Raw genomic sequence first — 23,085 nt, forward strand, 5'->3', positions numbered from 1 at the left:
CAGTGCGCGGCGCTTCAGCTGCGGCGGGGCCAGGCGGCAGGATGGTGCCATGCGTATCGCGGTCTCCGGTTCAACCGGCCTCATCGGCACGGCCCTCTGCCGTTCCCTCCGTGCGGACGGGCACGACATCGTCCGCCTCGTCAGGCGCGCCCCCCAGGAGGCCCGGCGCTACGAGAGCGCGGGCCCCGCCCCCGCCTCGGGCGGTCCGCTGCCGTCCGAGGTGAGGTGGGACCCGAAGGGCCGCTACGTGGACGCCGCGGGCCTCGTCGGATGCGATGCCGTCGTCCACCTCGCGGGCGCCGGCGTCGGGGACCGGCGCTGGACCCCCGCGTACAAGAAGGAGATCCGTGACAGCCGGGTGCTGGGCACCGCGGCCGTCGCCGACGCGCTCGCCTCACTCGACGAGCCGCCCCGCACTCTGATCGTGGGCTCCGCCATCGGCTACTACGGCGACACCGGCTCGCGTGCCGTCGACGAGAGCGCTCCGCCCGGCGACGACTTCCTCGCCAACGTGTGCCAGGAGTGGGAGGAGGCCGCGGACGCCGCACGGGAGGCCGGGATCCGTACGGTCTTCGCCCGCACCGGCCTGGTCGTCGCGCGTGAGGGCGGTGCGTGGGGGCCGCTGTTCCGGATCTTCAAGGCGGGGGCCGGCGGCCGGCTCGGCAGCGGCGACCAGTACTGGAGCCACATCGCTCTGCACGACCACATCGCTGCGCTGCGTCATCTGCTGGACCGGGACGATCTGTCGGGCCCGTTCAACCTCACGGCTCCGGAGCCGGTCACCAACCGGGAGGCGACCGCCGCGATGGGCCGCGTCCTGCACCGGCCCACGCTCTTCCCCGTGCCGGCGCCGGTGCTGCGGGCGGCGCTGGGCGAGTTCTCGAAGGACGTGCTGGGCAGCCAGCGCGTGGTGCCGGGGCGGCTTCTCGAATCGGGCTTCACGTTCGCGTTTCCCGGCATCGAAGACGCGGTACGCGCCGCATTGCGCTGACGGTACGGCCGGCCCGGCGGGGCGCCCGCCGCCACCCCGGGATTGCGTGGGGCTGTGCCGCGGCCTGATCGAAGCGGTGTGCGACCGCTGTGCGCCCGTGCTCTGCCCGTGTGCCACTGACCGCGACCGGGCAGATGCGTAGAGTCCGGATCCTTACGGTTCACCAGCGCCGCGCCGGGCAGTACGGATGCAGGACGGCCTTCACCGCGCGCCGACCCCCGGGAGGCACCGTGCACTCCAGCGAGACATCACGCCCCGGCCGTGCACAGACCCCGGACGCGGACGTCGTCGTCATCGGCGCGGGCCTCGCCGGCCTCGCCGCGGCACAGCACCTCACGGACGCAGGACTGCACGTCACAGTGCTGGAGACCACGTCACAGGTGGGCGGCCGGATGGCCACGGAGAACGTCGACGGCTACCTGCTGGACCGCTGCGGGCGGCTGCTGTGCCCCGACTGGCCGGAGTTCCGGCGGCTCCCCGCGCTGGCCACGCTGGAGATGCGCCCCTTCTCTCCCGGTGCCCTGCTGCGCGCCGACGGCCGCACACACCGCATAGGCGACCAGCGCCGCACCGTCGGGCGTCGACCCCTGGGGCTCGGGGCGCGTGCGGTGCCCCCGGAGGCACCCGCCGACGTGTACGCGGAGGCCGCGGTCGCCGCCGGCCGCGCCGACCGGACCGAACGGCGCACAAGGAGCGCACTCGAGCCGGCACGCTCCGCCGCCGGCTCCCGCGGCCGGACTTCCTGGGGCATCTCCCGCCGGCGCCAGGGGAACACGGGCGCGTTCGAGCTCGCCCGGCTGCGCGGCGCGCTGACGCGGTTCGCGAGCGTGCCCTGCGACCGGCTGCTCGCTCGTACCGAACTCCCCGCAGCCCAGGCCCTGTCGGCACGCGGACTGCCCGCCCGCACCGTGGGCTCGCTCGTCCGTCCGCTGCTCTCCGCGCTGCTCTCCGACCCCGCGCTGACGACTTCCAGCCGCGTCGCCGACCTGACGCTGCGCGGCTTCGTGCGCGGCGGCAGCTGCCTGCCGGCGGGCGGCATGTCCGCCGTCCCGGAACTGCTCGCCGCGGCGCTTCCCGAGGGCACCGTGCGCACGGACGTCACGGCCGTGGCCGTCACGACGAACACCGTCACCACCCGCGACCACGGCACCCTCGCCTGCCGCGCCGTCGTCGTGGCCACCGGCGCCGCCGACGCGGGCATGCTGCTTCCCGGGCTGCGGGTGCCGGACTTCCACCCGATGACCGTCCTGCACCACGCCGTCGACGAGGCGCTGCCGCTGTCGCCCTCGCTGCTGGTCGACGGGGACGCGGCACGGCACGGGCCGGTGTCCCACTCGTGGGCCGCCTCCGCGGTCGATCCCGCGCGGGCGCGGCCCGGACGTGCGGGCCTCGTCACCTCGGTGGTGCTCGGCACCTCGGCGGCGCAGCCGCTCGCCTCGCTGGAGGAGGCCGCCCGCTCCCAACTGGCCACGCTCCACGGAGTGCCGACAAGGCGCTGGAGCCTGCTTGCCGCGCACCACGACGCGCAGGCGGTCCCCGCCATGCCGGCCCCGCACGACATGCGGCGCCCGGTGCGGCTGCTCTCCGGCCTCTACGTGTGCGGTGAGCACCGCGACACCAGCACGGTTCAGGGCGCGCTCGTCTCGGGACGCCGGGCCGCGCACGAGGTGCTGCGCGACTTCAGGCTGCCGCTGCCCGTGAGCGACGGTCCGCTGACGACGGCGGCGTGAGCGCCTGAGCGGCACTGCCACGGCGCCCCTCCACCTGCCCCCGTTTCCGCCCCAACATCCCCTGCGACCAGGGAAGTCGACCTTCCCTCGGCACCCTTCGCTGTCAGTGCCCGGCGGTAGTCTGGGAACCAGAACGACGCCGAATCCGGGCCGGTTCCATCACGTCAGCACACCAGTCGCGTCAGTACGTCACCCACGTCACGACGTTCACGGAGGTCGCCGATGACCGCAGCCACAGCCAGCAACCTGACGCCCCCTCTGCCGCTCGCCCTCCCGGCCCCGGCCGACGGCCGGCTCCCGAAGAGGCGGCTCCCGGCGGGCCGCCCGCGGGAGTGGTATGTCTCCCACAACCGCCAGTTGAAGGCGATGCGCATAGCCATCGCCCTGCTCGACTCCGGTGTCTACACGCCGGGTCAGGCCCGTGACCACACGATCCGCCGCACGGCGGCTCGCATCGGCGTGCACCCGCCGTCCAACACCACGTGCAGGCTGGTGCGTTCACTGCTCCCGTAGGTCCTGTCCAGCCCGCAGGCCGCGTCAGGTGCCGGGGCCGCCCGCCTCGCGGTCCCGGCCCTCGCGCCATCCGGCGACGACCCGCTCCACGTCGTAGGGGGTGAGATTGAGCGGCGGTCCGGAGAGCGGGCGCCGGATGGCCTCGCGGATCTTGTCGTTGATCCCGTTCACGATCCGCCGCACCTCCTTCTCCGACGGTGCGCGCGAGGCCGCGTCGAGCGCGTCCTGGGCCTCCTTGCGCAGGGCGAGGGTCGGCGGCAGATGCGACAGGCCCTCGTCGCGCATCTTCTGCTTCAGCCACCAGTTCTCGTCGTACGGGGCGTCCGCGTCCCGCAGCGGCTTGCCGGCACCGGGAAGTTCCGCGAAGGCGCCGCGCTCCCCCGCCTCGCGGATCTGCCTGTCGACCCAGGACTCGAAGGTGATGCCGGGCGGCTTCCGTTCGGTCATGGCGTCATTGTCCCGCAGCGCGGCCGGCACCGGCAGTGCGCCACCCGGCCGGGGAGGTCGGCGGCGGGGTGCCCGGAAGCCGCCTTAGCGGCCGGCTTCCGGAATTTCTGCCGCCGGAATCCCGCACGCCGTGACCGGCGTCACACGCGGGCGAAGACTGGTGATTCCCGGACCTGGCGGCTCTCCCATCACGGCCGATCACCGACGGTGGGTGACTTCAGGTGACGGATTCCGGCATTGACGCCTCTCGGTCATGACGGAGCGCGCCGCGCTCACGGCGGGCGTGCTGGCGGCGTTCACGGGCTGACGAGAAGCCGCGCGCGCCCGCTCCACCGTTCCCCCCCGGAGCGCCGCGCGCGGCCTGCCACCGCCACCCCTCCCGCACCGGCAAGCCTTCCGGCCGCGCTTCACCGGGCATGGTGCGGCCCCGCCCAACGTGCTTCCCCGGCAGTACAGTTGATCCCGTGTGCGGCCGGTTACCGCTGCATCCCGGACCAGGAGGGGAAGTCTGTGAGCAGTCTCAACAAGGGTCTCGAAAAGGTCGAGGTGACGCTGAAGTGGGACCCGAGTCCCATCGGTGCGCCCGTCCATGATCTCGATCTCGTCGCCGCCACGTACACCGCCGACGCCCCGTACGGCGACCCGGACTATCTGGTGCACTTCGACAGCCGTTCCCCGGACGGCACCATCACGCTCAACCGGGACAGCCGCACCGGCCAGGGCTTCGGGCCCGACGAGGCCATGACGCTGGAGCTGGAGCGGCTGGCGCCCTCCTACACCCGGGTGGTGGTGGGCGTCGCCATCCAGCAGGCCCCGGGCCGGACGACGTTCGGGGACGTGGCCAACACCATCGTGAAGATCGCCCAGGGCTACGACAAGCTCGCGGAGGACGACTTCGCGGGCGTGGCCACCTCCACGGCGGCGACCGTCGCGGAGTTCGTGCGCTCGGAGGACGGGGCGTGGGAGCTGCGCGACGGGATCACCGGATTCGACACGGAGCCGGAGTCCTTCGCGCGGGAGATGGGCCGCAGGCCCGCCTGATCCCGCCCTCCTGCCCCGCGAGCCCGCCCCGGAGGGGGCGACGCACACCTGCCGGTGCTGTGCCACGGCGCGCCTGCTGGGACAGACTTGCCGGATGAGCGATTCCCAGGGATCTTCCCGCAGCGAGCTGTCCGGGCGGACCCCCTGGGCGTCCCTCCACCGGCCGGTGCAGCAGTTCCTGCGCACGGAGACCGGAAGCGCGGCGGTGCTGCTGACGGCGACACTTGCCGCGCTGGTCTGGGCGAACATCGACTTCGCCTCGTACGAGGCACTGTGGTCGACGAAGCTGTACATCGGGATCTCCGACGACCGGCTGTCACTGGACCTGCACGACTGGGTCAACAGCGGGCTGATGACGTTCTTCTTCTTCGTCGTCGGCCTGGAGGCGCGCCGCGAGTTCGACATGGGAGACCTGCGTGAGCGGCGCAGGGTCGCCCTGCCCGCCCTCGCCGGGGCCGGCGGGATGCTGGTGCCCGTCGCCATCTATCTCGCGCTGAACGCTGGCAGCCCGTCGGCGCAGGGCTGGGGAGCGGCGATGTCGACCGACACGGCGTTCGCGCTGGGCATCCTGGCCCTGGTGGGACCGCGCTTCCCGCGCCGGCTGCGGGCCTTCATGCTCACCTTCACCGTCGTCGACGACGTCATCGCGCTGGCCGTCATCGCCCTCGTCTACAGCGAAGACGTCACTGCCGTACCGCTGTTGGCGGCCTGCGGTCTCCTCCTCGTCGTGCTGGGGCTCCGGTTCGCCGGCGTCTCCTCACCTCCGGCCTACGCCGCCCTGGGCGCCGGCATGTGGCTCGCGCTGCTCAAGTCCGGTGTCGACCCGGTCGTCACGGGTCTCGTGCTGGGCCTGCTGACGTACGCGTATCCCGCGGCGCGCGGCGACCTGGAACGCGCCAGCGGACTCTTCCGCCTCTTCCGTGAGCAGCCGACCGGTGAACTGGCACGCACGGCACGCGTCGGTCTGTCCGCGGCGATCTCGCCCAACGAACGTCTACGGAACCTGTTCCACCCCTGGGCCAGCTATGTGATCGTCCCCCTCTTCGCCCTCGCCAACACGGGCGTGCCGCTCACGGAAGAGCTGCTCGAGCGCGCCTTCACCTCGCCGCTGACGCTCGGCATCCTCCTCGGCCTCGTCGCGGGGAAACCGGTCGGCATCGTCGGCGTCTCGTGGCTGGTGACGCGGCTCAGCGGCGGACGGCTGCGTCCCCCGGTGGGCTGGGCCGCGGTGGCGGGCGGCGGGACGATCGCCGGCATCGGCTTCACGGTCTCGCTCCTCATCGCCGGACTGGCCTTCCACGGGGCGCAGTTGGAGGAGGCGAAGATCGGCGTCCTCAGCGCGGCGCTGTGCGCGTCGCTGCTGACGTGGGCGGTCTCAGGCGTGACGTCGATGCTGCCGCACCGCATCAAGGGGCGGGCCATGCTCGGCACTTCCGAACCGCTGACGGATCTGGTCACCGACGTCGACGACGAGCGCGATCACGTGCGCGGCCCCGCCGACGCCGTCGTCACCCTCGTCGAGTACGGCGACCACGAATGCCCGTACTGCGCCGCGGCCGAGCCCGTCATCCGGTCCCTGCTCGGCGACCGCGACGACGTGCGCCACGTGTGGCGGCATCTGCCGCTGACGGACGTCCACCCGAACGCGCAGCTGAGAGCCGAGGCGACCGAAGCGGCAGGCGCGCAGGGCGCGTTCTGGGAGATGCACGACTTCCTCCTGTCCAACCAGGAGGAGACGACCATCCCCATGCTGGTACGTCAGGCGAAGGTGCTGGGGCTCGACACCGAACGGTTCCGCGAGGATCTGCGCGAACGCGTCGGAGCCGACCGCGTCGCCGAGGACATCGAGTCCGCCGACGAGAGCGGCGTCTCGGGCACGCCCACGTTCTTCGTCAACGGCCGCCGCCACCACGGCTCGTTCGACAGCGCGAGCCTGCACAAGGCGGTGCGGGCCGCGCGGGTGAGGGCCGACATCGGGCGGTAGCGCGTGTCAGGAGGCGGGGCAGGCGACCCGGCCCGGCGGAGGGAAGGCGGACCGGGACGCGCCAGGTCGATGCGTCTAGGGGCCGCCGTCGGTGGGCCCGGTCAGGGCGGTGCCCGCGCGGAGGTTCCAGCGGCCCGAGCGGCCGCTGAGCTCCGTGGCTGTCAGCGGTGCGACGTCAACCCTCCACAGCGTGTGCGGCGGTGCCTCCAGGGCGGAAACCACGGCCGCACGCACGATGTCGGGCTCGACGACTGCCAGGACCGGGCCGCGGCCGGGCACATCCGCAAGCCCCGCCAGCCACTGCCGCGTCCTGGCGCACAGTCCGGCGACCGGCTCACCGCCGTGCGGGGCGCTTGCGGGGTCCGAGAGCCACAACGCGACGGCTTCCGGTTCGGCGGCGCTCACCTCCTCCAGGGTTCTGCCGCGCCAGCGGCCCGTCGCGCAGCCCGCCAGCCGCTCGTCCACGAGGTCGCGGGCGCCTGCGAGCCCCAGCTCCTCGGCCGTCCGCACACAGCGCGGCGAGGGCGAGACCGTGCTGCGTCCGGCCGCCGACAGCAGCCGCGCGGCCGCGGCCCGTGCCCGGCGCGCATCCCGCAGCCCGGCGTCGCTCAAGGGACTTCCGTCATCGAAGCGGAACTCCTCGGACGCCTCGCTGCGGGCCGGCGAGATCAAAGTCACTCGCGTGGTCATCGGCCTCTCCTCGCCGTGAACGGCGGCTTTCGGTACGGGAGTTGATCACGTGTCGTCCCGGTGTCCGGGACGCGCGCCCTTGGCCGGGCAGGTGAAGTCGGGGTACCTTCCGCTGGTATCGATCAACGACGGCAGGGCGGAAGCCGGTGAGATTCCGGCGCGGTCGCGCCACTGTATGCCCTTCCCGGTCCGCTGCCGTGCGCAGCGTACGGGCAGGGGCGAGCCAGACCCGCAGGCCGTCACGAGCTCCACCGACAGGGACGCGAGTTCCCAACAGGAGGTCCTGCCATGGCACAGTCCATCGCCCCGCCCAGCTCCGCAACTCCCGCCTCCGGCGCAGCCGTTCCGGCGACGCTCCCGGTCAAGGCGATCCTTCCGTGGGCATTCTTCTTCGGTCTGCTGATGCTCGTCCTGCTGTACTTCGTCGGCGCGGAGCAGGGGGCCACGTCCCTCATCTCCGGCACGGGCGTGCACGAGTGGGTCCACGACGGACGCCACCTCCTCGGCTTCCCCTGCCACTGAGCGGGGAGGAGCACGATGAACTCCGCCACTGTGAGGACCCTCCTCGTGCGCGGCATGCTCGCCGGCCTCGTGGCCGGCCTGTTCGCCCTGGTGACGGCCTCGTTCCTGGGTGAACCGCATGTGGATGCCGCGATCGCCCTGGAGGAGGCGCATTCGCACGAGCACGGCGAGGAGATCGTCAGCCGCGGCGTGCAGTCCACCGCGGGCCTCGCCACGGCCGTCCTGGTCTACGGCGTCGCGATCGGCGGCATCGCCTCGCTGGCCTTCAGCTTCGCACTGGGACGCGTGGGCCGCTTCGGCCCCCGTGCCACGGCGCTGCTGCTGTCGGGTGCCGCGTTCGTGTGCGTGTACCTGGTGCCGTTCCTGAAGTACCCGGCCAACCCGCCGTCCGTGGGTGATCCGGCGAGCCTCGACAAGCGAACGGCTCTGTACTTCCTGATGGTTCTGCTGAGTGTGCTGCTCGCCGTCGCGGCGACGATCCTCGGCAGGCGTCTCGCGCCGCGCATGGGCAACTGGTACGCGACGGTGACGGCCGTGGTCGGCTTCGTCCTCGTCGTCGGACTCGCCTACGCCTTCCTTCCGTCCCTCAGCGAGCTTCCCGAGCACTTCCCGGCGCTGCTGCTGTGGCAGTTCCGGCTCTCGACGCTCGCCGTGCATCTGGTGCTGTGGGCGGCCTTCGGGCTGGCGTTCGGCCATCTCGCCGAGCGTGCCCTCGGTCCGGCGGCGGGCGGCGAGAAGAAGGCGGCCCCGGCCGCCGCGGCACCCGCCGCCAACTGAAGGAAGAACGGAACAGCACGACTCCCGTCCTCCACGGGCCGTGCGCCGCTGCCGGGCGCCCGATTCGGGTGCCCGGCAGCGGCCTTTCATGGTGCGTCGTCGGCTCATGGTGCGTCCTCGGCGCTGTGCGGGGCACCGGTCCCGGCGGACCGGACCGGTGCCGCACCGCGCCGAACGCACGCGTGCTCAGCCGCGGCCCGCGCCCGCGGTCTCCGCGCGCACTGTCCGCGCCGCCTCGACCATGTGCTCCAGCGCCCGGCGTACCTCGGGCCAGGCGCGGGTCTTCAGACCGCAGTCCGGGTTGACCCACAGCCTCTCCGCCGGGATCGCGCCGAGCCCCTTGCGCAGCAGCGACGCGACCTCGTGCGCGTCGGGCACCCGCGGGGAGTGGATGTCGTAGACGCCGGGGCCGACCTCGTTCGGGTAGCCGGCGGCGGCCAGTTCACCGGCGACCTGCATGTGGGAGCGGGCGGCCTCCAGACTGATGACGTCGGCGTCGAGGTCCGCGATGGCGGAGACGATGTCGCCGAACTCCGCGTAGCACATGTGCGTGTGGATCTGGGTGTCCGCGCGCACGACGGAGGTGGCCAGGCGGAACGCCTCCGTCGCCCACGCCAGGTACTCCGGGCGGCGCTGCGCCCGCAGGGGCAGCGTCTCGCGCAGCGCAGGCTCGTCGACCTGGATGACGGCGGTGCCCGAGGCCTCCAGGTCGGCGACCTCGTCGCGCAGGGCGAGGGCCACTTGGCGTGCGGTCTCGGCCTGCGGCTGGTCGTCACGCACGAAGGACCACGCGAGCATCGTGACGGGGCCGGTCAGCATGCCCTTGACGGGCCGTGCGGTCTGCGACTGGGCGTAGCGCGTCCACTCCACCGTCATCGGCGCGGGACGTGACACGTCACCCGCGAGGATCGGGGGACGCACGTAGCGGGTGCCGTAGGACTGGACCCAGCCGTGCTGCGTCGCGACGTAGCCGTTCAGCCGTTCCGCGAAGTACTGGACCATGTCGTTGCGTTCGGGCTCGCCGTGCACGAGCACATCCAGTCCCGCTTGTTCCTGGAAGGCGAGGACTTCGCGGATCTCGGCGGCGATCCGCCTGTCGTAGCCTTCCGCGTCGAGCCGTCCGGCCCTCAAGTCGGCGCGCGCGGAGCGCAGTTCACCGGTCTGCGGGAACGAGCCGATGGTGGTCGCCGGAAGCATCGGCAGCTTCAGCCGTGCCCGCTGCGCCGCTGCCCGCTCCGGGTAGGGCGCGGTGCGGCGCGCGTCGGCGTCGGTGACGGCTTCGGTGCGGGCCCGCACGGCGGGGTCGCGGGTGAGCGCGGCCGACGAACGGGAGGCGAGAGCCGAGGAGTTGGCGTGCAGCAGTCCCGCGATGACGTCGGTTCCCTCGCGCAGTCCCGTCGCGAGGGCGACGGCTTCCTCCACTTTCTGCCGGGCGAAGGCGAGCCAGCGGGCGACCTGCGGGTCGACGCCGCGCTCTGCCGCCGCGTCGAGCGGCACGTGCAGCAGCGAGCAGGACGGCGCCACGTCGACGCGGTCGGCGAAGCCCAGCAGCGAGGCCAGTGTGGACAGCGACTTCTTCAGGTCGTTGATCCACACGTTCCGTCCGTCGACGACTCCCGCGACGAGCCGCTTGCCGGGCAGCCCGCCGGCGCGCGCCAGGTCCTCCAGGTTCGCGGCGGCGGGACCGGTGAAGTCCACCGCCAGCCCCTCGACGGGCGCCCTGGCGAGTACGGGCAGCGCGTCCCCCAGCCGGTCGAAGCAGGAGCCCACCAGCAGCGCGGGCCGGTCGGTGAGCCCGCCCAGCTCCCGGTAGGCGCGTGCCGCGGCGTTCAGTTCGGCGGGCGTGCGGTCCGCCACCAGCGCCGGCTCGTCGAGCTGAACCCAGCGCGCCCCGGCCGCGCGGAGGTCGGCGAGCACCTCGGCGTACACCGGCAGGAGCCGGTCCAGCAGCGTCAGGGGTTCGAAGTCCGGGGCCACGCCGGGCGCGGGCTTCGCGAGCAGCAGGTACGTGACGGGGCCGACGAGGACGGGCCTGGCCTCATGCCCCTGGGCGACGGCCTCGGACAGCTCGCCGGTCTGCTTCGCCGAGTTCGCGGCGAAGACGGTGTCCGGCCCCAACTCCGGTACGAGATAGTGGTAATTGGTGTCGAACCACTTCGTCATCTCCAGCGGCGCGACGTCCTGGGTACCGCGCGCCATGGCGAAGTAGCCGTCCAGCGCGTCCGCCTCCACGGCGTCGCGGTGGCGTTCGGGGACTGCACCGACCATGACGGTCGTGTCCAGCACATGGTCGTAGAGGGAGAAGTCGCCGGTGGGCACTTCACGCACGCCGGCTTCCCTCAGCTGCCGCCAGTTGCCGCGGCGCAGCCCCGCGGCGGTCTCCCGCAGGGCGTCGGCGGTGACGCGGCCCTTCCAGTAGCCCTCGACGGCCTTCTTCAGCTCACGGCCGGGGCCCTGCCGTGGATACCCGTGGACGGTGGCGCGGGGCTTCGTGGACGTCCTCGACGCCGCACCTTGGGATTTCGGTGTCACTCAACTCTCCTTCGCGAGTCTCGCCGGTGACCCGAGAGGCACGGGGCGAGGAGGAGAGGCGACGCGGCGGCACGCGCGCTCACCGCGTGCTGCTCACCTGTACCGCCGACCCGCCCTCGAGGTCACCGAGATCGCCGCGTACGAGGCGCGCACGCGGGCAGTGGCAGGTCTTCGGACTCGCGGGCACACCGCGTCCGTGATCCACGGACGGGCTCCTACCGGCCGTCGCTTCCCGGGTCCGCTCGGACCCAGTGCGTGTGACGGCTTTCGTTCCCACTCACCGCTGCGGGGCAGTTCCGGAGTCTCACCGGATTCCCTCTTGCGACGTACCTGTCTGGCGGACAGGCCGAACCGACTGCGTCTCCAGCGTACGAGGAGGTACGGCGCCGGCAAAGGCCACCGGGGTGAGGGGGACCTCATGCGCCGGAGCGGTTTGCCCGGCCGGGAGGTGTTCCGGGGGGCGTGGGCGGCAGAACGCACCGCGACGGGCCACTACGGGCGGGAGCGAAGTCACGCGGGGTCCCGGGCGCGAGCCACGGGTGAACAGCGTGGGCGGCCCCTCGCGGCGCGCGCCGGCCGTGCCGGTGAAGAGCCGCTCCACACGGACGGAGCGCAGGGCCGTCCGGGTCGCGGCGGTGTGGCGCACGGCGTGGAGCGGGCCACCGGTCCCAAGCTGCTGCCGGAGACTCACCGCCCGCCGGTGCGCAGGCCGGACGGGGCGGCCCGTTCCACGACGACTGGAGACGATGACCATGCCACCCCACACCGCGTCCGCGTCCTCGGCAGGGGCCGCGGCCGCACCGCACGTCCCCTCCCCCGCGGCCGCCACGGACGGGACCGAGGCCTCGGAGGCGGCCGAAGCCTTCGAGGCGGCAGGCCTGCCGCCGCAGACGAACCTCGCCGACCCGCGGTTCTGGCAACTGCCGCACGAGCAGCGGCACCAGGCGTTCGCCGTGCTGCGCGAGCGGGAGACGCCCACGTACTTCGCACATCCCCAGCACGCCCTGCGCAAGCGGCAGCAGCCGGGGTTCTACGCTCTCGTCAGGCACGAGCACGTGCAGGAGGCCAGCCGCAACGCCGCCGTGTTCGGGAGCGCCCCGGGGGTCACGACGCCGCATCCCGCGCCGTGGGTGAAGGCCCTCTTCGGGGAGTCCATGGTCAACGTGGACGGCCGCGACCACGCCAAGCTGCGGAAGATCATCTCCCGGGCGTTCAGCCCGCGGCTGCTGGCGGGCGCCGAGAAGGACATCGAGGAGGTCGTCGCGACCGTCGTCGGGAACGCGGTGCGGCAGCCCTCCCGGGAGTTCGTGACGGCCGTGGCCTCCCTCGTGCCCTGCGAGGTCGTGTGCAACATGATGGGCATCCCGCAGAAGCACCGGCCGCGTATCCTCGCCCAGCTCAACGACGCCTCGGAGAACATCGGCGTACGGCGCGGAGCAGGAGCGAAATTCCGCATTCCCGGCAAGGGTCTGCGGGCTCTGGCCCGCATGCACGTCATGATCGCCATGCTCGCGCGGGAGCGCCGGCGTCACCCCACCGGCGACCTCGTCTCCGCGCTCGTCACCACCGACGTCGACGGACAGTGCCTGGGCAACCGCCAACTCGGTGCGTTCTTCACCTTGTTGATGGTCGCCGGAGTGGAGACCACCCGCAACGCGATCTCACACGGACTCTCTCTGCTCAGTGAGAACCCGGAACAACGTGAGCTGTGGGAGAGCGACTTCGAGAAGTACGCGGACACCGCCGTGGAGGAGATCGTGCGGTGCTCGACGCCGATCATCCAGTTCCGCCGCACGCTGCGCACCGATCACGTCATGGGCGGCCGCACACTCCGCAAGGGCGAGACGGTGGCGATGTACTACGCCTCCGCCAACCGCGACGAGGCGGTCTTCACCGACCCCGGCACCTTCGACATCACCCGCGACCCCAACCCCCACCTCGGCTACGGCGGCGGCGGGCCTCACCACTGCCTCGGCGCGCACCTCGCCCGGCAGGAACTCAAGGCGCTCTTCAGGGTTCTGCTCACCGACTCCGTCGCCATGCGGGCCGCGGGCCTGCCGGAGCTGGTGCCCTCCAGCTTCGACAACCGCATCCGCTCGCTGAAGTTCGAGGTCGCCGGGGCGGAGTGACCGGCGAGGAACATCACCACGCGCTCGGGCGGCACTTGCCCGGCGCACCGCATGGAACAGGCGAGGCTCCCCACCGTTGCGCCGGTGTCCTTCACCGGGCCGGCGCAACGACAGGGAACCTCGCCTTCTGGACGGGAAGGCCGTTACCCGATTCATGCGGGATCGGGTAACGGCCTCCGTCACCGGCGTTGCCCTCGGAGATGACCGGCTGCACGCGAGGTGTGCGTGCGGCAACCCGTCACTGGAGCCTCCGGGGACGACCGGTCAGGGATTGACGGTGTGGCCCGCACTGCCCGCGGAAGCGGTGTAGTCCGCGTCATCCGGGGTGTACGTCGCCGTCACCGTGAACGGAGAACCCACTGTGGTGTTGTACGTGTGGCTGACAGTGGCCACACCGCCGGACAGCGGCACGGCCGCCGAGACGTTCCCGTCACCGAAGTCGAGCACCACCGACCCCGTCGGCGTGCCCCCGCCCGGAGCGACGGCATTGACGTGGACCGTGAAGTCCACCGACTGCCCCACCACCGACGGATCCGGCAGATCGTCGAAGATCGTCGTGGTGGTGGCCGACGGATTCACCACATGCGCATCCGTCCCCGCCGAACCGAGGTAGTCCGCGTCATCCGGGGTGTACGTCGCCGTCACCGTGTACGGAGAACCACTCACCGTGGCATAGGCGTGCGTTGTCGAAGCCACGCCGGCAACCAAAGGCACCGATCCCGACACGTTCCCGTCGCCGAAGTCGAAGACCACCGACCCCGTCGGAGTCCCCCCACCCGGAGAGGCCGCCGAGACCGTCGCCGTGAAGGTCACCGACTGACCCACGAGCGACGGATCGGGCGCACCCGCCAACGCCGTGGACGTCGCAGCGGCGTTCACCACATGCGCATCCGTCCCCGCCGAACCGACGTAGTCCGCGTCATCCGGGGTGTACGTCGCCGTCACCGTGAACGGAGAACCACTCACCGTGTCGTACGCATGCGTCGTATTCGCCGCACCGCCGGACAGCGGCACCGATCCCGACACGTTCCCGTCACCGAAGTCGAAGACCACCGACCCCGTAGGAGTCCCCCCACCCGGAGAGACCGCCGACACCGTCGCCGTGAAGGTCACCGACTCACCCACGAGCGACGGATCCGGAGAACCAGCCACCACCGTCGACGTCGCAGCAGCATTCACCACATGCGCATCCGTCCCCGCCGAACCGACGTAGTCCGCGTCATCCGGGGTGTACGTCGCCGTCACCGTGAACGGAGAACCACCGACCGTGGCATAAGCGTGCGTCGTGTTCGCCGCACCGCCGGACAGCGGCACCGATCCCGACACGTTCCCGTCACCGAAGTCGAAGACCACCGACCCCGTAGGAGTCCCCCCACCCGGAGAGACCGCCGACACCGTCGCCGTGAACGACACCGACTCACCCACGAGCGACGGATCCGGAGAACCAGCCACCACCGTCGACGTCGCAGCAGCATTCACCACATGCGCATCCGTCCCCGCCGAACCGACGTAGTCCGCGTCATCCGGGGTGTACGTCGCCGTCACCGTGAACGGAGAACCACTCACCGTGTCGTACGCATGCGTCGTGTTCGCCGCACCGGCAACCAAAGGCACCGATCCCGACACGTTCCCGTCACCGAAGTCGAAGACCACCGACCCCGTAGGAGTCCCCCCACCCGGAGAGACCGCCGACACCGTCGCCGTAAACGACACCGACTCACCCACGAGCGACGGATCCGGAGAACCAGCCACCACCGTCGACGTCGCAGCAGCATTCACCACATGCGCATCCGTCCCCGCCGAACCGACGTAGTCCGCGTCATCCGGGGTGTACGTCGCCGTCACCGTGAACGGAGAACCACTCACCGTGTCGTACGCATGCGTCGTATTCGCCGCACCGCCGGACAGCGGCACCGAACCCGAGACGTTCCCGTCACCGAAGTCGAAGACCACCGACCCCGTAGGAGTCCCCCCACCCGGAGAGACCGCCGACACCGTCGCCGTAAACGACACCGACTCACCCACGAGCGACGGATCCGGAGAACCAGCCACCACCGTCGACGTCGCAGCAGCATTCACCACATGCGCATCCGTCCCCGCCGAACCGACGTAGTCCGCGTCATCCGGGGTGTACGTCGCCGTCACCGTGAACGGAGAACCACCGACCGTGGCATAAGCGTGCGTCGTGTTCGCCGCACCGCCGGACAGCGGCACCGATCCCGAGACGTTCCCGTCACCGAAGTCGAAGACCACCGACCCCGTCGGAGTACCCCCACCCGGAGAGACCGCTGACACCGTCGCCGTAAACGACACCAACTGACCCACGAGCGACGGATCCGGAGAACCAGCCACCACCGTCGACGTCGCAGCAGCATTCACCACATGCGCATCCGTCCCCGCCGAACCGACGTAGTCCGCGTCATCCGGGGTGTACGTCGCCGTCACCGTGAACGGAGAACCACTCACCGTGTCGTACGCATGCGTCGTGTTCGCCGCACCGGCAACCAAAGGCACCGCCGCCGAGACGTTCCCGTCACCGAAGTCGAAGACCACCGACCCCGTCGGAGTACCCGAACCCGGAGAGACCGCTGACACCGTCGCCGTGAACGACACCGACTCACCCACGAGCGACGGATCCGGAGAACCAGCCACCACCGTCGACGTCGCAGCAGCATTCACCACATGCGCATCCGTCCCCACCGAACCGGAGAAGTTGGCACTGCCGCCATACGTCGCCGTCACCGTGAACGGCGAACCGCCGACCGTGGCATAAGCGTGCGTCGTGTTCGCCACGCCGCCAACCAAGGGCACCGCCGCCGAGACGTTCCCGTCACCGAAGTCGAAGACCACCGACCCCGTCGGAGTACCCGAACCCGGAGAGACCGCTGACACCGTCGCCGTGAACGACACCGACTCACCCACGAGCGACGGATCCGGAGAACCAGCCACCACCGTCGACGTCGCAGCAGCATTCACCACATGCGCATCCGTCCCCACCGAACCGGAGAAGTTGGCACTGCCGCCATACGTCGCCGTCACCGTGAACGGCGAACCCGACGTCGTCGTATACGTGTGCGTCGTACTCGCCGCACCGCCGGACAGCGGCACGGCCGCCGAGACGTTTCCGTCGCCGAAGTCGAAGACCACCGACCCCGTCGGAGTACCCGAACCCGGAGAAACCGCCGATACCGTCGCCGTAAAGGTCACCGACTGACCCACCACCGACGGATCGGGCGAATCCACCACCACCGTCGACGACGCAGCAGCATTCACCACATGCGCATCCGTCCCCGCCGAACCGACGTAATCCCCGTCATCCGGGGTGTACGTCGCCGTCACCGTGAACGGAGAACCCGACGTCGTCGTATACGTGTGCGTCGTACTCGCCACACCCCCGGACAGCGGCACGGCCGCCGAGACGTTCCCGTCACCGAAGTCGAAGACCACCGACCCCGTCGGAACACCCCCGCCCGGAGGGACCGCCGACACCGTCGCCGTGAACGTCACCGACTGACCCACCACCGACGGATCCGGAGAACCAGCCACCACCGTCGACGACGCAGCAGCATTCACCACATGCGCATCCGTCCCCGCCGAACCGGAGAAGTTGGCACTGCCGCCATACGTCGCCGTCACCGTGTACGGAGAACCGCCGACCGTGGCGTAGGCATGTGAAATGGTGGCGACGCCCCCGGACAGAGGCACGGCCGCCGAGACGTTCCCGTCACCGAAGTCGAAGACCACCGACCCCGTCGGAACACCCGAACCCGGAGACACCGCCGACACCGTCGCCGTGAACGTCACCGACTGACCCACCACCGACGGATCCGGAGAATCCACCACCACCGTCGACGACGCAGCAGCATTCACCACATGCGAGCCAGTCCCCACCGACGCACTGAAGTTGGCACTGCCGCCATACGTCGCCGTCACCGTGAACGGCGAACCCGACGTCGTCGTATAGGCGTGCGTCGTCGAAGCCACGCCGGCAACCAGAGGCACGGCCGCCGAGACGTTCCCGTCACCGAAGTCGAAGACCACCGACCCCGTCGGAGTACCCGAACCCGGAGACACCGCCGACACCGTCGCCGTGAACGTCACCGACTGACCCACCACCGACGGATCCGGAGAATCCACCACCACCGTCGACGACGCAGCAGCATTCACCACATGCGAGCCAGTCCCCACCGACGCACTGAAATTGGCGCTGCCGCCATACGTCGCCGTCACCGTGAACGGCGAACCCGACGTCGTCGTGTAGGCGTGCGTGATGCTCGTAGTGCCTCCGGCCAAGGCCACCGGACCCGAGACGTTTCCGTCGCCGAAGTCGAAGACCACCGACCCCGTCGGAGTACCCGAACCCGGAGACACCGCCGACACCGTCGCCGTAAAGGTCACCGACTGACCCACCACCGACGGATCCGGAGAATCCACCACCACCGTCGACGACGCAGCAGCATTCACCACATGCGAGCCAGTCCCCACCGACGCACTGAAATTGGCACTGCCGCCATACGTCGCCGTCACCGTGAACGGCGAACCCGACGTCGTCGTATACGTGTGCGTCGTACTCGCCACACCACCGGACAACGGCACGGCCGCCGAGACGTTCCCGTCACCGAAGTCGAAGACCACCGACCCCGTCGGAGTACCCGAACCCGGAGACACCGCCGACACCGTCGCCGTGAACGTCACCGACTGACCCACCACCGACGGATCCGGAGAATCCACCACCACCGTCGACGACGCAGCAGCATTCACCACATGCGAGCCAGTCCCCACCGACGCACTGAAATTGGCACTGCCGCCATACGTCGCCGTCACCGTGAACGGCGAACCCGACGTCGTCGTATACGTGTGCGTCGTACTCGCCACACCACCGGACAACGGCACGGCCGCCGAGACGTTCCCGTCACCGAAGTCGAAGACCACCGACCCCGTCGGAGTACCCGAACCCGGAGACACCGCCGACACCGTCGCCGTAAAGGTCACCGACTGACCCACCACCGACGGATCCGGAGAATCCACCACCACCGTCGACGACGCAGCAGCATTCACCACATGCGAGCCAGTCCCCACCGACGCACTGAAGTTGGAGTCACCGCTGTATACCGCTGTGACCGTGAACGGCGAACCCGACGTCGTCGTGTAGGCGTGCGTCGTCGAAGCCACACCACCGGTCAGCGGCACCACCACCGCAGGGCTGCCGTCACCGAAGTTGAACGTGACAGTCCCCGTGGGAGTGCCCATGTTGGGAGGGACGGGCGCGACCGTCGCCGTGAACGTCACCGACTCACCCACCACCGACGGATCAGGCGCATCCATCAGCGTCGTCGTCGATGTCGGCGCGCCGACGTAGTCGTAGGCGAAGCCGCCGCCCGGGCCGGATGCGGTCACCACAGTGACGAGCGCCGTGCCGGGGACTCCGGGGGGAACCACGACGTTGTTGATCACCGTGGGACCGACCACGTTGTAGCTGATCGCGTCGACGTTGCCGAACTTCACGGCCGTCACACCGGTGAAGCCGGTGCCGACGATGGCGACCACGTTGCCGCCGCTGCTCGGTCCGGATGCCGCCGGGCTGATTCCTGTGATCCTCGCGCCGGGCGTCCCGCTGTATGTGAAGGCCTTGCCGTTGCTGGTGCCGCTGGGGTTGACCACGGTGATCAGCAGCGTGCCGCTTCCTGCGGGAACGGTGGCGTTGATCCTCGCATCGCTGACCACAGTGAAGGTGGCATTGGTGCTGCCGAACTTGACGGCGGTCGCACCCGTGAAACCGGAACCGTGGATGGCGACGGTGTTGCCGGCAGAAGCCCTTGTAGGTTGAACGAGACTGATCGTTGGTGCGGGCATGACGCAGCTCCTCCGAAGGAGATTCCAGGGCGGAGGCCTCACCCGCAGGGACGTGCCCTGGTCAACTCCCCGTCCCGCCCGGGGGTACGGCAGAGAGGGTGGCCGTCCGGACAGCTGACGGAGGTGAAGCCCGTTGCCTCTTACGGGCAATAGAAGCGAACAGGATGCATGCCCCGAAAGGAGTGAAATCTGGCAGAAGATGCATACGGAGTGAATAGGACAATCCCATGAAGGCATCAACTGCGCCCGTTCGCGCCGGAGTACGCCCCTCCAGGCAGCCATGCCTGGCACCCGTGGACCACGTCCGGGGAGTCGTCCGCCTGAGGGCGGCCCAGGCACCCTCAGGCGGACACCACCGCCTCGTCGCCGCCTCGTCGCCGCCCCGTCGCCGCCCCGTCGCCGCCCGGCAGGGTCCGCCCCGCCCTCGCCCCTCCTCGGCGGCCGCTCACAAGCACTCGCAGCGGGCAATCCCCGGAAAAAATCCACGCCGGGCCGCTTCACGCGGCCCGGCGTGGCCGTGTTCACTGACGTATGCCCTTCATCAGAGCCATGTCCCGCATGTCTTCATCGTGTTCTTCGTATGCGAGTCGCCGGTTCCCATCGCCACTTTTCGTACTGAACGTGGTAAGCGGTCGCTCGCCGGTGGCGACTGACGAGTAGATTTTTCCGTCGCGTTGCGCCACAACCGTTTTCCAGGGCTACTGACTGCACTACGTTGTCAGGCGCGTACACCCCGCGAACCGGTCGGGTCAGACCAGCCCGTCTGACGGTTCTCCCGTTACGGGTCAGATCTGCGCCGTGAGCGATGTCCCGTGCCGCGGCAGCCTGCGCTCACTGGGGGAAGCCCGCCCGAAAGGCTCCAACATCGCGTGGCGACGGACAGTTGAACAGCGAGCTCAAGCACCGCCCCGGACCAGGCGCCTGATGCTTCACCGCTCCTGTGCCGCCGGCGGTTGCTCTCCGCGACAGCACTTCCGGCTCCACTGCGAATTGGTGGATCGGCGACTTCAGCACCCGCGTAAGCTGCCTCGAAAGAGAAATCATGAAAAGACCTCGCATTGCGGTAACACGCGTTGCGGCCGCCGCAGCCGCTCTCACCATTACGGCGACTGCCTGCAGCGGCCTGAACAGCGCTTCCGGTGAACAGGAGTTCAGCGGCCAGACCCTCACGGTCGCCGGCTCCTGGACCGGCGGCGAGGGAAAGAACTTCAGAAAGGTGCTCGACGGCTTCTCCAAGAAGACCGGCGCCAAGGTGAAGTTCGCTTCCAGCCGTGCGCAAGGACGTGACGACTTCGCCCTTTTCATCCGCGATCTGCTCAAGAGCGGAAAAGTCCCGGATGTGGCAATGGTGCCGCAGGTGGGTGTGCTGCAGCAGTTCGCGCAGAAGGGCTGGCTGGAGCCGCTTCCGCCGAGGGTCGAGCTCGAAGCCGCCCGCAACTTCGCCCTCGTGTGGCAGAACTACGGCAGCGTCCGGCGGATCTTCTACGGCCTCTACTTCAAGGCGTCGCACAAGTCGACGGTCTGGTACAACCCCAAGGCGTTCGAGAAGGCCGACGTCACTCCGCCGAAGGACTACTCGGAGATGATCGAGAACGGCGAGAAGCTGGCCAGCGCCGGCACCCCCGCCTTCTCCGTGGCCGGGAAGGACGCCTGGCCGCTCACCGACTGGTTCGAGAACATCTACCTCGCGCAGGCCGGGCCCGCCAACTACGCCAAGCTGGCCACGAACGAGATCGGCTGGACGGACCCCACCGTCATCAAGGCGCTGAAGACCTTCGGCAAGCTGTTCGAGGGCGGCAGGCTGGTGGCCGGCGGCGGTACGGAGGCGCTGCGCACCGACCTCAACGAGTCCGTCGGCGCCGTCTACGGCAAGGACCCCAAGGCGGCGATGGTCTACGAGGGCGACTTCGTGGCGGGGATCATATCCGGCGAGTTCAACAGGAAGGTCGACGAGGACGCCGACTTCTTCGAGTTCCCCCCGGTGGCCAAGGACAAGCAGGCTCCGGTGATCAGCGGCGGCGACGCCGCGGTCGCCATGAAGTCGGGCAAGAACAAGGACCTGGCCATGTCCTTCATCGAGTACCTGGCCAGCCCGAAAGCGGCCGAGATCTGGGCGAAAGAGGGCGGATTCCTCTCGCCCAACATCAACTTGAACCTCAACGCCTATCCGGACGAGACGACCCGCAAGGTCGCCAAGTCCCTCGTGGACGCGGGCGAGGCAGTGCAGTTCGACATGTCCGACCAGGCGCCGGGCGCTTTCGGCGGCACACCCGGACAGGGTGAATGGCAGCTGCTCCAGGAGTTCATCCGCGACCCGTCGGACCCGGAGAAGACGGCCCAGAAACTCGACCAGGCAGCCGCGAAGGCGTACTTGGACGCGTCGGCCACGGGCACCACGGGCTGAGCCCTCGCACCGATACTTCGCCGCGACGCCCGGTACGGCCGCCCCGACCGGGAACGGACCTTCCGCGCCCCGTCTCACGAGACGACGATCGCCCCTGGGCGAGGCCGAGGTCCGTTCCCGGCTGCGCCGGGCCGCCCCCCTCCGCGTCGCCCGACCACCTTTTGCGGAGCCGGCCTTCCCGTCCCGTCCTTGCAAAGCTCTTTTCCGAAGCCGACCTTGCGAAGCCGTGCCGTTCTGCCCGGATCCGCTTCCCCTCCCCCGGTGCTGCTCGTCCTTCCCGCCCGAGGGGCCGTCACGATCCGGCCTCGTCGGCCGTGTTCACGTGACGACCGTGTGACGTGTCACAGACAGGCGAGCGAGGATGTGGGAACTTCAACTCCCTTACTCATCAGTAGAGTTGCTGCGATTCCGAGTGCGAAGTCCCGTCCGTGAAGCGGGCCGCACCGGCTCCGTCGTCCTGTCCGCGGGCGCGCGCCGGGTGGCTCCCAGGCTTCGCCGGGAGGTACTCCCCCCAGCTTCGCTGGGAGGCACCCCCCGGCGGACCCGGCCGGGCGGCCGGCTCGGGGCGGCCGGCCCGCGGGCGGGAGAGGATCGGATGAGCACTTCGGAAGCCACCACACTGGAGGAACTGGTCGACACGGACCGGTATCCCCTCACGGACCTCGACAGCGCAGGGGCACGCGACGTGCTCTCCCGGGCCAAGGAGGACCTCCTGGCCGACGGCTGCACCGTGCTGCCGGACTTCATCCGCCCCTCCCTACAAGAGACGCTGCGGAAGGAGTGCGCGGAGATGGCGCCCCGGGCGCACGTCGACGTCGCCACGGTCAACGTCTACAACATGGCCGCCGGCCCGGACCTCCCCGAGGACCATCCGGGCCGCATGGCCTTCGAGCGCGGCAACGCCTTCGTCCCCCGCGACCGGATTCCCTCCGGGTCCCTCATCAGCCGTCTCTACTCCGACGAGACGTTCAAGCGCTTCGTCGCGGGATGCTTCGAACTCGGCGAACTGCACGAGCTGGCCGACCCGTTGTCCGGGCTTGTGCTCAACGTCGTCGAGCCGGGGATGGAGCACCCCTGGCACTTCGACACCAACGAGTTCACCGTCAGCATGCTCACCCAGGAGGCGCAGGTGGGCGGCGTCTTCGAGTACTGCCCCAACATCAGGTCCGCGCAGGACGAGAACTTCGGCCGGGTGCGGGACGTACTTCAGGGCAGGGGCGGGGAGTTGACGCGGCGCCTGCTGCTGCGCCCCGGTGACCTTCAGCTGTTCAAGGGGCGTTTCTCCCTGCACCGCGTCAGCCCGGTGCGGGGCTGCGCGGCCCGCCACTCGGCGATCTTCGCCTACAGCGAGCGCCCCGGCGTCGTGGGAAGCGTCTCGCGCACCCGGCAGCTCTTCGGGCGTGTGCTGCCGGAGCACCTGGAGGCCGAGGGCCGCGCCGTGCGCGGCGACCGGCTGCTCGACTAGGGCTGCC

Annotated in this window: 14 protein-coding genes and 1 riboswitch; of the genes, 10 read left to right on the forward strand and 4 right to left on the reverse strand. The window is 70.3% G+C overall.

From position 1 onward, the window contains the following. The first annotated feature begins 49 nt into the window (after positions 1-49). The 3 genes from EV375_RS06185 (at position 50) to EV375_RS06195 (ending at position 3,234) form a co-directional block, all read left to right on the forward strand. A complete protein-coding gene (locus EV375_RS06185) occupies positions 50-991 on the forward strand; it encodes a TIGR01777 family oxidoreductase (RefSeq protein ID WP_130298550.1) in 942 nt (313 codons plus the stop codon). 230 nt (positions 992-1,221) lie between these two features. Further along, a complete protein-coding gene (locus EV375_RS06190) occupies positions 1,222-2,721 on the forward strand; it encodes an FAD-dependent oxidoreductase (RefSeq protein ID WP_486588317.1) in 1,500 nt (499 codons plus the stop codon). 222 nt (positions 2,722-2,943) lie between these two features. Beyond that, positions 2,944-3,234, forward strand: coding sequence for a hypothetical protein (locus EV375_RS06195; protein ID WP_130298551.1), 291 nt, complete (start codon positions 2,944-2,946; stop codon positions 3,232-3,234). 24 nt (positions 3,235-3,258) lie between these two features. Here EV375_RS06195 and EV375_RS06200 read toward each other — a convergent pair whose 3' ends face one another. Next, on the reverse strand, positions 3,259-3,681 hold the full coding sequence (locus tag EV375_RS06200) for a DnaJ family domain-containing protein (protein ID WP_130298552.1): 423 nt from the start codon (positions 3,679-3,681) through the stop codon (positions 3,259-3,261). A gap of 510 nt (positions 3,682-4,191) precedes the next feature. On the opposite strand from EV375_RS06200, the gene EV375_RS06205 reads away from it, so the two are divergent. Together EV375_RS06205 and nhaA are read left to right on the forward strand one after the other, a co-directional pair. Further along, entirely contained in the window at positions 4,192-4,722 is a 531-nt protein-coding gene (locus EV375_RS06205) for a TerD family protein (protein ID WP_130298553.1), read from the forward strand. A 94-nt stretch (positions 4,723-4,816) separates the two neighbouring features. Next, positions 4,817-6,706 (forward strand): Na+/H+ antiporter NhaA, encoded by a 1,890-nt coding sequence (gene nhaA, locus EV375_RS06210; protein WP_130298554.1) that lies wholly within the window; start codon positions 4,817-4,819, stop codon positions 6,704-6,706. 75 nt (positions 6,707-6,781) lie between these two features. Here the strand turns inward: nhaA and EV375_RS06215 are convergent, their stop codons facing one another. Continuing rightward, entirely contained in the window at positions 6,782-7,396 is a 615-nt protein-coding gene (locus EV375_RS06215; RefSeq protein ID WP_130298555.1) for a histidine phosphatase family protein, read from the reverse strand. A 288-nt stretch (positions 7,397-7,684) separates the two neighbouring features. On the opposite strand from EV375_RS06215, the gene EV375_RS06220 reads away from it, so the two are divergent. Then, complete coding sequence (locus EV375_RS06220; protein WP_055485583.1) at positions 7,685-7,918, forward strand: CbtB domain-containing protein; 234 nt, start codon at positions 7,685-7,687, stop codon at positions 7,916-7,918. 15 nt (positions 7,919-7,933) lie between these two features. Further along, on the forward strand, positions 7,934-8,695 hold the full coding sequence (locus EV375_RS06225; RefSeq protein ID WP_130298556.1) for a CbtA family protein: 762 nt from the start codon (positions 7,934-7,936) through the stop codon (positions 8,693-8,695). Between the two features lie 186 nt (positions 8,696-8,881). On the opposite strand, the gene metE is transcribed toward EV375_RS06225, so the two are convergent. Then, the gene (metE, locus tag EV375_RS06230) at positions 8,882-11,227 is read right to left on the reverse strand and encodes a 5-methyltetrahydropteroyltriglutamate--homocysteine S-methyltransferase (protein ID WP_130298557.1); all 2,346 of its coding nucleotides are present in this window, start codon (positions 11,225-11,227) and stop codon (positions 8,882-8,884) included. A 162-nt stretch (positions 11,228-11,389) separates the two neighbouring features. Further along, a riboswitch (cobalamin riboswitch) is annotated at positions 11,390-11,580 on the reverse strand. 399 nt (positions 11,581-11,979) lie between these two features. Here metE and EV375_RS06235 point away from each other — a divergent pair. After that, a complete protein-coding gene (locus EV375_RS06235) occupies positions 11,980-13,356 on the forward strand; it encodes a cytochrome P450 family protein (protein ID WP_486588318.1) in 1,377 nt (458 codons plus the stop codon). 264 nt (positions 13,357-13,620) lie between these two features. Here the strand turns inward: EV375_RS06235 and EV375_RS06240 are convergent, their stop codons facing one another. Beyond that, entirely contained in the window at positions 13,621-19,209 is a 5,589-nt protein-coding gene (locus tag EV375_RS06240; RefSeq protein ID WP_165434688.1) for an Ig-like domain repeat protein, read from the reverse strand. A 1,042-nt stretch (positions 19,210-20,251) separates the two neighbouring features. Between EV375_RS06240 and EV375_RS06245 the strand changes: the two genes are divergently transcribed. Both EV375_RS06245 and EV375_RS06250 read left to right on the forward strand, forming a co-directional pair. Beyond that, the gene (locus EV375_RS06245; RefSeq protein WP_130298559.1) at positions 20,252-21,613 is read left to right on the forward strand and encodes an ABC transporter substrate-binding protein; all 1,362 of its coding nucleotides are present in this window, start codon (positions 20,252-20,254) and stop codon (positions 21,611-21,613) included. Between the two features lie 595 nt (positions 21,614-22,208). Beyond that, complete coding sequence (locus EV375_RS06250; RefSeq protein ID WP_130298560.1) at positions 22,209-23,078, forward strand: HalD/BesD family halogenase; 870 nt, start codon at positions 22,209-22,211, stop codon at positions 23,076-23,078. Positions 23,079-23,085: the final 7 nt, after the last annotated feature.

Source organism: Streptomyces sp. CNZ301 (assembly GCF_004217425.1).

Excerpts from the sequence above, each read along its gene's own strand:
- EV375_RS06185 (WP_130298550.1), top strand. The coding sequence starts at position 50 with ATGCGTATCGCGGTCTCCGGTTCAACCGGCCTCATCGGCACGGCCCTC.
- EV375_RS06195 (WP_130298551.1), top strand. The coding sequence starts at position 2,944 with ATGACCGCAGCCACAGCCAGCAACCTGACGCCCCCTCTGCCGCTCGCC.
- EV375_RS06200 (WP_130298552.1), bottom strand. The coding sequence starts at position 3,681 with ATGACCGAACGGAAGCCGCCCGGCATCACCTTCGAGTCCTGGGTCGAC.
- nhaA (WP_130298554.1), top strand. The coding sequence starts at position 4,817 with ATGAGCGATTCCCAGGGATCTTCCCGCAGCGAGCTGTCCGGGCGGACC.
- EV375_RS06215 (WP_130298555.1), bottom strand. The coding sequence starts at position 7,396 with ATGACCACGCGAGTGACTTTGATCTCGCCGGCCCGCAGCGAGGCGTCC.
- EV375_RS06220 (WP_055485583.1), top strand. The coding sequence starts at position 7,685 with ATGGCACAGTCCATCGCCCCGCCCAGCTCCGCAACTCCCGCCTCCGGC.
- EV375_RS06225 (WP_130298556.1), top strand. The coding sequence starts at position 7,934 with ATGAACTCCGCCACTGTGAGGACCCTCCTCGTGCGCGGCATGCTCGCC.
- EV375_RS06235 (WP_486588318.1), top strand. The coding sequence starts at position 11,980 with ATGCCACCCCACACCGCGTCCGCGTCCTCGGCAGGGGCCGCGGCCGCA.
- EV375_RS06240 (WP_165434688.1), bottom strand. The coding sequence starts at position 19,209 with ATGCCCGCACCAACGATCAGTCTCGTTCAACCTACAAGGGCTTCTGCC.
- EV375_RS06245 (WP_130298559.1), top strand. The coding sequence starts at position 20,252 with ATGAAAAGACCTCGCATTGCGGTAACACGCGTTGCGGCCGCCGCAGCC.
- EV375_RS06250 (WP_130298560.1), top strand. The coding sequence starts at position 22,209 with ATGAGCACTTCGGAAGCCACCACACTGGAGGAACTGGTCGACACGGAC.